Genomic DNA, 13364 nt, shown 5'->3' with positions numbered 1-13364 from the left:
GCCTAGTTCGCCTCGGCGATGGCCGAAAGGCCCTTGAGGATGTCGATGGCGTAGGCCAGCTGATAGTCCTCCTGCCGCAGCTTCGCGGCCTGTTCGGCGTGAGCCTGTTCCTCTTCCAGAACGCGCTTTTCATCCTCGCTGACGGAATCGTTCGTCAGGCTGCCTCGAAGCGTGGCCTCGGAGCGCGAGCGGTTGGCGGTCGTGTCTTCCTCTTCCTCCGCGTTCGGCGCGACCCGGGGCTGCGCGACCAGGATGTCGGGTGCGATGCCAAGCGCCTGGATCGAGCGGCCCGAAGGCGTGTAGTAGCGGGCCGTGGTCAGACGCATCGCGCCGCTTCCACGCAGCGGGATGATCGTCTGCACCGACCCCTTGCCGAAGCTCTTGGTGCCGACGACGATGGCGCGGTGGTGGTCCTGCAGCGCGCCGGTCACGATCTCGGACGCCGAGGCGGACCCCTCGTTGATCAGCACCACGATCGGCTTGCCCTCGGCCAGGTCTCCGGGCTGGGCATTGAACCTTTCGCTGTCTTCGGGGTTGCGGCCGCGCGTCGAGACGATCTCGCCCTTGTCGAGGAACGCGTCGGACACCTCGATGGCCTGGGTCAGAAGCCCGCCCGGGTTGTTGCGCAGGTCGATGACGAAGCCGTTCACCTTGTCCATGCCGCCCGCGTCGGCGACGGATTTCTTCAGGCCCTCTTCAAGATTGGCGTAGGTCTGATCGTTGAACGTGGTCACCCGGATGACGACGGTATCGCCCTCAAGACGCGCCCTTGCGGCGGTCAGCTTGATGGTGTCGCGGATGATCGACACGTCGAACGGTTCTTCGACCTCGTCCCGAACGACGGTGATCACGATTTCCGAGCCAACCGGACCGCGCATCATGTCGACCGCATCGTCCAGCGACAGGCCCAGAACGCTTTCGCCATTCACATGTGTGATGTAGTCGCCCGCCAGGATTCCGGCTTCCGCCGCGGGGGTTCCATCCATCGGCGCCACGACCTTGATGAAGCCTTCCTCTTGCGTGACCTCGATGCCAAGGCCGCCGAACTCGCCCCTGGTCTGCACCCGCATGTCGGTAAATTCGTCTGGTGGCAGATAGCTGGAGTGGGGATCAAGCGAGGTCAGCATGCCGTTGATCGCCGCCTCGACCAGCTCGCCCGGATCGACGTCCTCGACGTATTGCGAACGGATCCGTTCGAAGATGTCGCCGAACAGGTCCAGCTGCTGATAGACCGATCCGCCCTTTTCGGCTTCCTGCGCGAAGATCGGGCCCGCGACCTGCGTGGTGAAGAGTACCCCGGCCAGCGTGCCACCCGCGACGCCCAACAGATATTTCTTCATCGGCTACTCTTCCCTTGTTTGCTCGAACCATGGCGCGGGGTCGATCGGCTCCGCATCCCGTCTCAACTCTATATAGAGCGTTTCCGGCCGCTCTGCGCCAGCCCCTTGCGCAAGGGCCGTTTCGTCTCCGCCCATCAGACCGACCGGCGCGCCCGCGTCCAGAACATCGCCGGTCTCACCATAGACCGTCGCCAATCCGGCCAGAACCAGAAGATAGCCTGCCGCGGGTTCGACTATCATCACATTTCCGTAGTCAAGCAGCGGGCCGCGATAGCGGATCGTCGCAGGCCAGGGCGTCGTGACCAGCGCGGCGGGGCGCGTGGCAATCAGCATGCCGGGACGGACGATCCCGGCGGCATCCGCCTCGCCAGCGCGGCGCAGCAGCGTTCCGACGACCGGCAATGGCAGGGTGCCCTCGGCGCTTGCGAAATCCTCCATCGGCGGGCCGATGTCGGATTGCAGCCGCGCCACGCCGCGCGCGAAACCCTCAAGCGTCTCAGCGTTCGCGACGAGGGCCTGCAACTCTTCCGGGTCCTCCAGGAAGCGCTGCGGCAGGTCCGTCCGGTCCTGCACCGCCTGGCTCAGCGCAGTCCGCGCAGCCTGCGCGGCCGACAGCCCTTCCTGCAGGGCGGAGTGCGCGCTGACCTGCAGCGCGCGCATCCTGGCGATTTCCTGCAGGTCGGCCCTCAGCTTTGCCGCTTCCGCCTCCAGCGCCGGCTGCACCGAGGTCAGGATCATGCCCGTGCGGGCCGCGGCCTCGGGCCCGTCGGGATGCAACAGCACCAGCGGACCCGGTGCCGCCTCCATCGCGGCCATCGCCGCGAGAAGCTGACCGATCGTGTCGCGCTGCGCCTCGAACGAGGCGCGGATTTCGTCTTCCCTGATCGCGGAACTGCGAAGCCCCTCGCGCAGGGCCGTCAACCCAAGCTCGTATGCACGGATGGTCTGCGTCAGCGCGGCGATTCGGTTGCGCGCGCCCTCCGCCTGATCAAGCGTCGCGATCGCCTCGCGCAGGTCTGCCGCAGCCCTTTCGGCCGTCTCGGTTGCGGTATCCGCCCACGCGGGGTGCGCCAGAAAGACGGCCGCGGCAAGGGCCCTGAGTGCAGGCATCATCTTTCGATCAGCGTCCGTCCCGTCATTTCCGGCGGCAGGGGCAGCTCCATGAGGTCCAACAGCGTCGGCGCCAGGTCTGCCAGCCGCCCGCTGCGAAGCCGCGCCCCCTTGGGGCCGCCAACCAGGATGACCGGCACGGGGTTCGTGGTGTGCGCCGTGTGCGGCCCGCCGGTTTCAGGGTCGATCATGGTTTCGCAATTGCCGTGATCGGCTGTCACGATCATCGCCCCGCCGGCCTTTTCCAGCGCGTCCAGCGCCTTGCCAAGTCCCTGGTCCACTGCCTCGACGGCCTTGATAGCGGCCTCGAGCACGCCGGTGTGACCGACCATGTCGGGGTTGGCGAAGTTGACCACGATCAGGTCGTAGCCCGCGCCGATGGCCTCTGACAGCTTGTCGGCGACTTCGGGTTCGGACATCTCGGGTTTCAGATCGTAGGTCGCGACCTTGGGCGACGGCGCCATGAAGCGTTCTTCGCCCGCCTCCGGGGCCTCCTTCCCGCCGTTCAAGAAGAAGGTCACATGGGGATATTTCTCGGTCTCGGCCAGGCGGAACTGGCGAAGGCCCTTCGCAGCGACCCAGGAGCCCAGCGTGTTGACGACCGGGCGCTTGGGATAGGCCGCGGCCATGAAGGCATCGTGCGTCCTGGAATAGTCGACCATGCCCAGCAGCGTGGCCCAATGCGGCCTTTGGCTGCGATCGAAGCCGGTGAAGTCATCCTCGCCGATGGCCAGCAGGATCTCGCGCGCGCGGTCGGCACGGAAGTTGAGGCAAAAGAAGCCGTCGCCGTCACGTGCGCCTTCGTAGCCGCCGATCACGGTCGGCTGGATGAATTCGTCCGTTTCGCTGCGCGCATAGGCGGACGCGACGGCATCGGCTGGCGTTGGTGCGGTCAGCCCGGTTGCCGCGACCATCGCCTCATAGGCGCGTTGGACACGGTCCCAGCGGTTATCGCGGTCCATCGCGAAGTAGCGCCCCGTCACAGATGCGACGCGCACCCCGGCGGGCAGCCGCGGCATCAGGTATTCGACGAAGCCGCCGGCAGAGGATGGCGCCACATCGCGACCATCGGTCACGGCGTGAAGCGCGACCGGAACCCCCGCCCCCGCCACAAGCTCGCAGGCAGCGATGACGTGGTCGATGTGACCATGCACCCCACCGTCCGATATCACGCCCATCAGATGCGCGGTTCCGCCGGTCCCCTTCAGGGTCTGCACGAACGCGCCGATCGCCGCGTTGGTGAAAAAACTGCGGTCTTCGATCGCCAGATCGATCTGGCCCAGGTCCATCGCCACGACGCGCCCCGCGCCGATATTGGTGTGGCCGACCTCGGAGTTGCCCATCTGCCCCGTCGGAAGCCCAACGTCCGGCCCGTGCGTGACAAGACGCGCATGGGGACAGGTGGCCATGATGCGGTCGAAGGCGGGCTTGCGCGCCAGGGCCACGGCATTCGCCTCGGTCTCGGCCCGAAGGCCCCAGCCATCAAGAATGCACAGCACCACGGGCTTCGGCGGGGTCATCCTGGACTCCTTCTTTCATCCTGCGCCCTTCTAGGCCGCTTGCGCGCGACGGGCAACCGCGCTTGGCGGGCGGCGGCGGCGCGAAGGTCGCCCAAGTCCACTTGCCTGTGGCCAGCGGGCGGGATTCGGCGCATGATCGCGATTTACCGGGCAAAGGAGGATGGGATGCAGGTTCTGTCTGCACGCGCCACATCATCGGCCGACGCCATCAGGACGGTCTTCGACTTCTTCAGCAAGTATCGCGAGGGCGTCGATGACAAGGACGTGCGCGCCGATCTGACCTTCGGCAACCCGCACGAAATGCCGCTGCCAGACATGGTGCGGGCGATCAAGGCGCGGATGGACCCGCAGCGCCCCGACTGGTTCGCCTACAAGACCAGCGAGGAGGAGCCGCGCGAAGTCATCGCAAAGGCGCTTGGGCAGGAAACCGGGCTGCCGTTCGAATCCGACGATATCGCGATGACCCCCGGCGCCTTCGGCGCCATCGCGCTTGCGTTTTCGCTGCTGCTCGACCCCGGCGACGAATGCATCATCCCGCTGCCCGGCTGGTTCTGCTACGCGACGACCCTGCGCGCCCGGAACGCCGTTCCGGTTCAGGTGCCGCTTGCGGAAGACACGTTCGATCTTGACATCGGGCCGATCGAGGCCGCGATATCGCGCCGGACGCGGCTGGTGGTGGTCAATACGCCCCACAACCCGACCGGCGTCATCTACAGCCGAGAGCGCCTGGCCGAGCTTGCTGCGATGCTGTCCCGCAAGTCCGCCGAACTGGGCCGGCCGATCTTCATCCTTTCGGACGAACCCTATCGGCGCATCCGCTTCGACGGGGCGGCATTCACCAGTCCGGCCGCAGTCTACCCGCATACGCTGATCGACTACAGCTACGGCAAGATCCTGCTGTCGCCGGGCCTGCGGCTGGGGTACCTGGCGATCTGTCCGACCATGCCCGAGCCCGACAGGACCACACTGCGCGAGGCCTGCGCCACGTCACAGGTAGCGGGCGGATGGTGTTTTCCCGACGCGCCGCTGCAATACGCGGTGCGAGATCTGGAGAGCATGGGCATCGACATGGACGAGCTTCAGCGCAAGCGCGACCGGATGCACGGGGCGCTGACGCAATGGGGATACCAGATGACGAAGCCCGCCGGCACGTTCTACCTCTGGGGGCGCGCGCCAAAAGGGGATGCGGCCGGATTCGCCCGCGATCTTGCTGGGCATGGCGTTTTCGTCATGCCGGGAACGCTGTTCGACCGTCCGACCGATTTCCGCATCAGCCTGACCGGCACCTTCGAGATGATCGAGGCAAGCCTTCCCGCGTTTCAGGCGGCTGCACCGGCCTGACGTTCAGACGCGGTGGTAGGGCGCGCCGGCAAGGATCGTCGCGGCGCGGTAGAGTTGTTCGGCCAGCATCACGCGCACCAGCATGTGCGGCCAGACCATCTTGCCGAAGGACAGGGAAAAATCCGCACGGTCCCGCAGGTCGGGGGCGATGCCGTCGGCGCCCCCGATGACGAAGGCCACGTCCTGCCGCCCCGCGTCGCGCCACCCCGCAAGCCGGTCGGCGAAATCCGGCGAGGTGATGGTCTGCCCGCGCTCGTCCAGAATGGCGATCACCGCGCCCTGGGGAATCGCGCGCGCCAGAAGCGCCGCTTCGGCGGCCATTCCGCCGCCTTTCCTGTCCTCGACCTCATGTTCGGCTACGGGGCCCAGGCCAAGTGGCCGCCCCGTCCGGTCGAAACGCTTGAGATAATCGTCGACAAGGTCGCGCTCGGCCCCTGACCTCAGGCGGCCGACCGCGCACAGATGCAGCCGCATCAGGCGTTGCGGGTCGCGAACCCGGCGCCAGCGGGCATCCACATCTTTTCAAGTTGATAGAACTCACGCACCTCGGGGCGGAAGACATGGACGATCACGTCCGAGGCGTCGATCAGGACCCAGTCGCCCTGCTCCTTGCCTTCGACCCGGCAGAGCCGGCCGTAATCTTCCTTGAGCCGCTCGGTCAGCTTCTCTGCGATCGCGCCGACCTGACGCGACGACCGGCCCGAGCAGATGACCATGTAATCGGCAACGCTCGACCGCCCGCGGAGATCGATCGTCACCACGTCCTCGGCCTTGTCATCATCAAGGGAAGCGAGAATCCGAGCGAGCAGTTCGTCGCTGGAAACTTCTTTGGGCAACGCCGTCATCGGCACCGCCCTTGCAGCCATACCGCCGGCTGCCGGCACTTCGGAAAACAGGACATCGTCCTCCTGGGTTGCGCGCCTGTGACGAGCCCCGGCGCCGGGCCACACTACAAAAGTAGCATCTGCAAGTTGAAATCTCAATGACACGCGGCTGATTGGCGGCAGGTTGTCACCCAGCTGCCGCAGCGCAGCGTCCGCATGCGGACGAATACTGCGCCGCCGAAGGCCAGGGGCCATCACAGGGCCTCAGCCGGCCGTGTCGGCGGCCTGGGCGGGATCGTTCAGCAGCCGGACCTCCCGCTGCGGGAAGGGGATCGAGATGCCGTGCTCCTTGAATGCATCCCACAACGCGAGATACACCGCGCCGCGGACGTTCATCAGCCCTTCGACCGGATCGGTGATCCAGAAGCGGAGCACGTAGTCCACCGAACTGTCCCCGAACCCCGTGATGTGGCAAACCGCCGGGCGGCTTGGGAGCACCCGCGCCACGCTTCTGGCGGCCTCGACGGCCAGCTTGCGGACAATGTGGGGATCGTCGCCGTAGGATGTGCCGAAGGTGATGTCGATGCGAACGAAATCGTTTGAGTGCGACCAGTTGACCACCTGTCCGGTGATCAGATCCTCGTTCGGGATCAGGAATTCCTTGCCGTCCCGCGTGACCACGCTGACATAGCGTGCGCCCAGACGCTCGATCCAGCCGAACGTATCCCCGAGCGAGATCACGTCACCCGGCTTGACCGACTTGTCCAAAAGGATGATGACGCCCGAAACCAGGTTCGAAACCACCTTCTGCAAGCCGAAGCCCAGACCGACACCGATGGCACCCGACAGGACCGCAAGGCCGGTCAGGTCGAAGCCAACTGCCTTCAACCCGATGAAGAACGCGGCACCGTAAAGCGCGATCTGAAGGAACTTTACCGCCAGCACTTGCATCGAGGGCGAGATTTCCTGGTTCCCCTCGATCCGCTTCTGCGCCTGTTCCGCCACGGCGCGGGCGCCCAGGAAGAGGACGCCGGTGACGACAAGCGCCTTGATCACCGAGAGCGCCGAGATGCGGAAATCGGCGAAGTTGACCGCGACGCTGTCGAGAAAGGTGGAAAAGCCGCCGGACAGGTCCAGGAAATAGATGACCACGAAGGCCCACATGCCCCAGGTGGCCAGACGGCGCAGGAACGGGGACCGGATCAGCCGTGCGGCAATGCTGACACCCAGCAGTGCGGTTGCAATCGTCGCGCCCAGGGCCACAAGGTAACGGTGCGAGGTGAAGATGGTCATGGATGCGATGACGGCGTTGGCGGACCAGGCCAGCAGCACGAAGAAGATCAGCTGGAGCCGCTTCTGCAGGACCAGCGCCAGCCGCAGCCGCCATTTCGGCCATCCCTCGCGGGTGCGCAACCAGTCATTGAGCCGAGGGGACGCCCATCGCCTGCCCCCCCACGCCACGAGCGCGCAGACCAAAAGGATCGCCAACTGGTTGAGCCGCGAGGGCAGCAACAGATTGCGAAACGATGCCAGAACGCCATCACGCAAGTCCGTCAGGGCCGCGATCAGGGCTTGAATCTCTGTTTCCATTCACCTCCCCCTTGCGAAAAGCATCGCACAGGGCCGGGCGCCGGGGCAAGGACGCCCCTTCACCCTTGCGGGAATTGGGACCAGGGAGTATCTGGACCCCATGAACCGTTTCTTCGACATGGATGACCGCGCGCGCCTGCCCTGGCGCTTCTACGGGTCCACCGTATCGATCCTCGCACGCGCCTGATCGGCCGTCGCGCGCGTCACCCCCTGTTTGCCCCTCGCAATGAGAGAATGCCATGTCCGGCCCGAAAACACTCTACGACAAGATCTGGGATGCCCACGTCGTCCACGAAGACGCTGACGGCACCTGCCTGCTCTACATCGACCGCCACCTCGTCCACGAGGTGACCAGCCCCCAGGCCTTCGAGGGCCTGCGGATGACAGGCCGCAATGTCCGCGCGCCGGAAAAGACGATCGCCGTGCCCGATCACAACGTCCCCACGACGCTCGACCGCGAAAAGGGGATCGAGAACGAGGAAAGCCGAATCCAGGTCGAGGCACTCGACAAGAATGCGCGTGATTTCGGCATCAACTATTACCCGGTCAACGATGTCCGCCAGGGCATTGTCCACATCGTCGGTCCCGAACAGGGCTGGACCCTGCCGGGCATGACCGTCGTCTGCGGTGACAGCCACACGGCGACCCACGGCGCCTTCGGCGCACTGGCCCACGGCATCGGCACGTCCGAGGTCGAACACGTTCTGGCGACCCAGACGCTGATCCAGAAGAAGTCGAAGAACATGAAGGTGGAGATCACGGGCAAGCTGCGCCCGGGCGTCACCGCCAAGGACATCACGCTTTCGGTGATCGGCGCGACCGGCACCGCGGGCGGAACCGGCTATGTCATCGAGTACTGCGGCGAGGCGATCCGCGACCTTTCCATGGAAGGCCGCATGACCGTCTGCAACATGGCGATCGAGGGCGGCGCGCGCGCCGGCCTGATCGCGCCGGACGAGAAGACCTTTGAATATGTCATGGGCCGTCCGCATGCACCCAAGGGCGCCCAGTGGGAAGCGGCGCTTGCCTGGTGGAAAACGCTCTTCACGGACGAGGGCGCGCATTTCGACAAGGTCGTCACGATCCGCGGCGAGGATATCGCCCCTGTCGTGACCTGGGGCACCAGCCCCGAGGACGTGCTGCCCATCACCGGCACCGTGCCCGCTGCGGAAAGCTTCACCGGCGGCAAGGTCGGCGCGGCGCAACGCAGCCTTGACTACATGGGCCTCACGCCCGGCATGAAGCTGACCGACATCAAGATCGATACCGTCTTCATCGGGTCCTGCACAAACGGCCGGATCGAGGATCTGCGCGCCGCGGCCGCGATCCTGAAGGGCAAGAAGGTCAAGGACGGCATGCGCGCCATGGTCGTGCCGGGCTCCGGCCTGGTCCGGGCGCAGGCCGAGGAAGAGGGCCTGGCCCAGATCTTCATCGACGCGGGCTTCGAATGGCGGCTTGCGGGCTGCTCGATGTGCCTGGCCATGAACCCCGACCAGCTGTCGCCGGGCGAACGCTGCGCCGCGACCTCCAACCGCAACTTCGAAGGCCGCCAGGGCCGGGGCGGTCGCACCCACCTGATGAGCCCCGCCATGGCCGCCGCCGCCGCGGTCACCGGCCACCTCACCGACGTCCGGGAGATGATGTAATGGACAAGTTCACCACGCTGACCGGCATCGCGGCGCCCATGCCGCTGGTCAACATCGACACCGACATGATCATTCCCAAGCAGTTTCTGAAGACGATCAAGCGTTCAGGACTGGGCAAGAACCTGTTCGACGAGATGCGCTACAACTCGGACGGCAGCGAGATCGCGGACTTCATCCTGAACCAGCCCGCCTACCGTGACGCCGAGATTCTGGTCGCCGGCGACAACTTCGGCTGTGGCTCGTCGCGCGAACACGCCCCGTGGGCGCTGCTGGATTTCGGGATCCGCTGTGTGGTCTCAACCAGCTTTGCCGACATTTTCTACAACAACTGCTTCAAGAACGGCATCTTGCCGGTGGTCCTGCCGCAAGAGGCAGTCGATGCGCTGATGGAAGACGCGCGCAAGGGCGCCAACGCCCGGATGACCGTCGACCTCGAGTCGCAGACGGTGACGACGTCGGACGGCCAGGCATTCGGTTTCGACATCGACCCGTTCAAGAAGCATTGCCTTCTGAACGGACTGGACGACATCGGCCTGACGCTGGAAAAGTCGGCTTCGATCGACGCCTACGAAAAGACGGCCGCGCAGTCGCGCCCCTGGGTCTGATCCCTGTTTCAAGCCGACACGAAGACCAGGGCCGCCCCACCCGGGGCGGCCTTTTTTGTGCAGACGGCCAGATTCTCGAACGCAAAATGATGCAATGCCGCACCAGTTCGGACAAGAAAAGGCCGCATTATGATCGCTATTCTGGCGTGAAGATTGCGAGCGGAGCTGAAAGTGGGCAGAAATGTGTCAATAATGAGGCAGCCCGCCACAATGGCGGGAAATACAGTGAAACAACGGGGCGGCAACGTATCGCCCCTGATCAGGTCGAGGGACTGAGCAGTGATGTCGCGGTTCACAGGCGCTTTGGCGCGCGCTGTGCTGGTGATGGGACTCATCGCCATGCCTTCGCTGATGCTGCCCGGCGTGCACCGTGACACGACCCAGATCGTTGCCCTCATCGCGATATTCGCCGCCCTTCTCACATTCTTCGAATATGTCGCGGCCTATCCCTGCGTGATCGAGTTCCGCGATGCCCCGCCGTTCAACCGACTGCGCTTCCTGTCGCTGTTCGTGACGGTATTCCTTCTGACCACGATCGTTCGCGGCCAGAACGAGCAAACGACGCTGACGCTGTTCGTCGAGGTCGTCGGCAACAGGTTGGGGGAGGTGATCGACGTCCCCTACAGTCCTGTCCGGCTCTTCGTCCTTATGCTGCCCGACGACATGAGCCTTTACCACATGATCCTCATCCGCACCGCGGCGGGGATATCCTACGCGGTGTCGCTGGTGACGCTGGTCGTCTTCGTCATCTCGTTGCGCGTGATCGGTTGGCCCGCGCGGCTTGGAACGTTCAACGTCTGGATCAACCTTCCGACCTTCGATCCGACAACGGGCGGCGACGTCGTCCGCCGCCTGCAGCGCGACGCGCGCTTCAACATCGTCCTGGGCTTCCTTCTGCCCTTCATCATTCCCGCCGGTATCCGGCTTGCCGAATCCTCGTTCGAGCCGGTGTCCCTGGAAAGCCCGCAGACGCTGATCTGGTCGATGACGGCGTGGGCGTTCCTGCCGACTTCGCTGCTGATGCGCGGCATTGCGATGGGCCGCATCGCGGGCATGATCGCGGAAAAGCGCCGCCGCTCCCAGCGGGTGCTCCAGACAGAGCTTCAGCCCGCGTGACAAGCGCGGCGGCTTGACCCCGCCCCTGCCTTTGGCTAGGCCAGCCCGGACCCTTTCCACGACTGATCCGGAGTGCACGCAGTGGCCAATCCCTCCCTCCTCATCCTGCCGGGCGACGGCATCGGGCCCGAAGTCATGGCCGAGGTCCGCAAGATCATCGACTGGTTCGGCGCCAAGCGCGGGCTGGTCTTCGACGTGTCCGAAGACCTTGTCGGCGGCGCGGCCTACGACGTGCACGGCGTCCCGCTGTCGGACGAGACGATGGCCAAGGCGCAGGAAGCCGACGCGGTCCTGCTGGGCGCCGTCGGCGGACCGAAGTACGACAAGCTCGACTTCTCGGTGAAACCGGAACGCGGCCTGCTGCGCCTGCGCAAGGAAATGGACCTTTTTTCCAACCTGCGCCCAGCCCAGTGCTTCGACGCGCTGGCGGACTTTTCCTCGCTCAAGAAGGACATCATCGCCGGCCTCGACATCATGATCGTGCGCGAACTGACCTCGGGCGTCTACTTCGGCGAGCCGCGTGGCATCTTCACCGAAGGCAACGAGCGCGTCGGCATCAACACCCAGCGCTACACCGAGAGCGAGATCGCCCGCGTGGCGCGCTCTGCCTTCGAACTGGCGCGCCGGCGGGGCAACAAGGTTTGCTCGATGGAGAAGGCCAACGTCATGGAATCCGGCATCCTCTGGCGCGAGGTGGTGCAGGAGGTCCACGACAAGGAATACCCGGATGTCGAACTTTCGCACATGTACGCCGACAACGGCGCGATGCAGCTTGTGCGCTGGCCAAAGCAGTTCGACGTGATCGTGACGGACAACCTTTTCGGCGACGTGCTGTCGGATTGCGCGGCGATGCTGACGGGGTCGCTGGGGATGCTGCCCTCGGCCTCGCTTGGCGCGCCGATGGCGAACGGCCGTCCCAAGGCCCTGTACGAGCCCGTCCACGGCTCGGCCCCCGACATCGCCGGTCAGGGCAAGGCCAACCCGATCGCCTGCGTCTTGTCCTTCGCGATGGCGCTTCGCTATTCGTTCGATCAGGGGAACGACGCGGACCGGCTTGAAAAGGCGGTCGAAAAGGTTCTGGCGGACGGTGTCCGCACCGCCGACCTGATGCAGAACGCGGGCGAAACGCCGGTGTCGACCAGCCAGATGGGCGACGCCATCATCGCGGCGCTTGACGCAAGCCTGTGATCGCAAGGACTGTGCGGAAAGGGGCGGTTTCGTGCCCCTTTCCCTTCGCGGCTTGCAAGGCGCCGATCTGACCGCCGAAGGACATGAGAGGTCAAGATCATGAGCACACATGGCGGAAACAACATGCGCGCCGCGCTTGTCATGCTGTGTGCCATGGGGGTCTTCGCCACCCACGACGTCGTCGTCAAGACGTTGGGTGCGACCTACTCTTCGATGCAGCTTCTGTTCTTCGGCTCGCTTCTGGGGTTTCCCGTCGTCGCGGTCATCCTGCTGAACGACCGGCGGCATGAAAGCCTGCGAGCCCGCCATCCGGGTTGGGTTCTGCTGCGCACCGCCTGCGCGATCGTGACCGGTGTTTCGGCGTTCTACGCGTTTTCGACGCTGCCGCTGGCTCAGGTTTACGCGATCCTTTTCTCTACGCCCCTGCTGATCACGATTCTGGCGATTCCCTTGCTGGGCGAAAAGGTGCGCCTGCGCCGCTGGCTGGCCGTCATCACCGGACTTGTGGGCGTGATGATCGTGCTCAGACCAGGGCAGTCCGAGTTTTCAAGCGGCCATCTGGCCGCACTTGTGGCAAGCATCTGCGGCGCCGCCGTGTCGGTGATCGCCCGCAAGATCGGCAAGGACGAACGCTCGGTCGTGCTCCTGCTGTATCCGATGGTCGGAAACTTCCTGGTGATGGGGGCGGCGCTTCCCTTCGTCTACGTCCCGATGCCGGTCGAGGATCTTGGCCTGATGGCGGTGATCGCCGTTTTCGGTCTTGCCGGATCCTTCCTCGTGATCCTGGCCTATCGCGAAGGGGAGGCGGTGATCGTGGCGCCGATGCAGTATTCCCAGATCCTCTGGGCCACGGCGTTCGGATACACGCTGTTCGACGAAACGCTCGACTCGGCAACCGTGCTGGGCGCGGGCGTCATCATCGCGTCCGGCATCTACATCGTCCTGCGGGAGGCGCGGCCCGGGACATCCGGCAACCGCCCGGTCCTGGAAACCCGGGGGCGGCCGGAAACCGTCACCGCACCGCGCCCCAGCATCCTGCAAACCATTCTTGCGAACCGGTCGCGGAACGCCCGCTAAGGCGATC

The 13364-nt window shown here is 65.2% G+C and carries 12 protein-coding genes; 6 read left to right on the top strand and 6 right to left on the bottom strand.

The window, feature by feature from the left end; translation table 11 throughout:
• Positions 1 to 2: 2 nt before the first annotated feature.
• The 3 genes from OEW28_RS02670 to gpmI are packed head-to-tail and all read right to left on the bottom strand — an operon-like array spanning position 3 to position 3970.
• Complete coding sequence (locus tag OEW28_RS02670; RefSeq protein WP_263733173.1) at positions 3 to 1340, bottom strand: S41 family peptidase; 1338 nt, start codon at positions 1338 to 1340, stop codon at positions 3 to 5.
• A gap of 3 nt (positions 1341 to 1343) precedes the next feature.
• Complete coding sequence (locus tag OEW28_RS02665; protein ID WP_263733172.1) at positions 1344 to 2450, bottom strand: murein hydrolase activator EnvC family protein; 1107 nt, start codon at positions 2448 to 2450, stop codon at positions 1344 to 1346.
• Positions 2450 to 3970, bottom strand: coding sequence for a 2,3-bisphosphoglycerate-independent phosphoglycerate mutase (gene gpmI / locus OEW28_RS02660; protein ID WP_263733171.1), 1521 nt, complete (start codon positions 3968 to 3970; stop codon positions 2450 to 2452). Before gpmI ends, OEW28_RS02665 begins: the two co-directional genes overlap by 1 nt.
• A 165-nt stretch (positions 3971 to 4135) precedes the next feature.
• On the opposite strand from gpmI, the gene OEW28_RS02655 reads away from it, so the two are divergent.
• The gene (locus tag OEW28_RS02655; RefSeq protein WP_263733170.1) at positions 4136 to 5311 is read left to right on the top strand and encodes an aminotransferase class I/II-fold pyridoxal phosphate-dependent enzyme; all 1176 of its coding nucleotides are present in this window, start codon (positions 4136 to 4138) and stop codon (positions 5309 to 5311) included.
• 3 nt (positions 5312 to 5314) lie between these two features.
• On the opposite strand, the gene rlmH is transcribed toward OEW28_RS02655, so the two are convergent.
• From rlmH to OEW28_RS02640, 3 genes are all read right to left on the bottom strand, one after another.
• On the bottom strand, positions 5315 to 5785 hold the full coding sequence (rlmH, locus tag OEW28_RS02650) for a 23S rRNA (pseudouridine(1915)-N(3))-methyltransferase RlmH (protein WP_263733169.1): 471 nt from the start codon (positions 5783 to 5785) through the stop codon (positions 5315 to 5317).
• Entirely contained in the window at positions 5785 to 6177 is a 393-nt protein-coding gene (rsfS, locus tag OEW28_RS02645; protein ID WP_263733168.1) for a ribosome silencing factor, read from the bottom strand. Before rsfS ends, rlmH begins: the two co-directional genes overlap by 1 nt.
• Before the next feature lie 222 nt (positions 6178 to 6399).
• Complete coding sequence (locus OEW28_RS02640; protein WP_263733167.1) at positions 6400 to 7725, bottom strand: mechanosensitive ion channel family protein; 1326 nt, start codon at positions 7723 to 7725, stop codon at positions 6400 to 6402.
• A 239-nt stretch (positions 7726 to 7964) separates the two neighbouring features.
• Here OEW28_RS02640 and leuC point away from each other — a divergent pair, with 239 nt between their 5' ends.
• The 5 genes from leuC to OEW28_RS02615 all read left to right on the top strand — a co-directional run bounded on the left by leuC (position 7965) and on the right by OEW28_RS02615 (position 13357).
• Positions 7965 to 9371, top strand: coding sequence for a 3-isopropylmalate dehydratase large subunit (leuC, locus tag OEW28_RS02635; protein WP_263733166.1), 1407 nt, complete (start codon positions 7965 to 7967; stop codon positions 9369 to 9371).
• Positions 9371 to 9976 (top strand): 3-isopropylmalate dehydratase small subunit, encoded by a 606-nt coding sequence (gene leuD, locus OEW28_RS02630; protein ID WP_263733165.1) that lies wholly within the window; start codon positions 9371 to 9373, stop codon positions 9974 to 9976. The genes leuC and leuD overlap by 1 nt, the downstream gene beginning before the upstream one ends.
• Positions 9977 to 10258: 282 nt before the next feature.
• Positions 10259 to 11092, top strand: a complete 834-nt coding sequence (locus tag OEW28_RS02625; RefSeq protein ID WP_263733164.1) for a hypothetical protein — start codon at positions 10259 to 10261, stop codon at positions 11090 to 11092.
• A gap of 81 nt (positions 11093 to 11173) precedes the next feature.
• Positions 11174 to 12280, top strand: coding sequence for a 3-isopropylmalate dehydrogenase (gene leuB / locus OEW28_RS02620; RefSeq protein WP_263733163.1), 1107 nt, complete (start codon positions 11174 to 11176; stop codon positions 12278 to 12280).
• A 99-nt stretch (positions 12281 to 12379) separates the two neighbouring features.
• The gene (locus OEW28_RS02615) at positions 12380 to 13357 is read left to right on the top strand and encodes a DMT family transporter (RefSeq protein WP_263733162.1); all 978 of its coding nucleotides are present in this window, start codon (positions 12380 to 12382) and stop codon (positions 13355 to 13357) included.
• Positions 13358 to 13364: the final 7 nt, after the last annotated feature.

It is taken from the genome of Albidovulum marisflavi, from assembly GCF_025751435.1.
Taxonomy (GTDB): Bacteria; Pseudomonadota; Alphaproteobacteria; order Rhodobacterales; family Rhodobacteraceae; genus Albidovulum; species Albidovulum marisflavi.
This window is presented reverse-complemented; position numbering and strand designations above follow the sequence as displayed.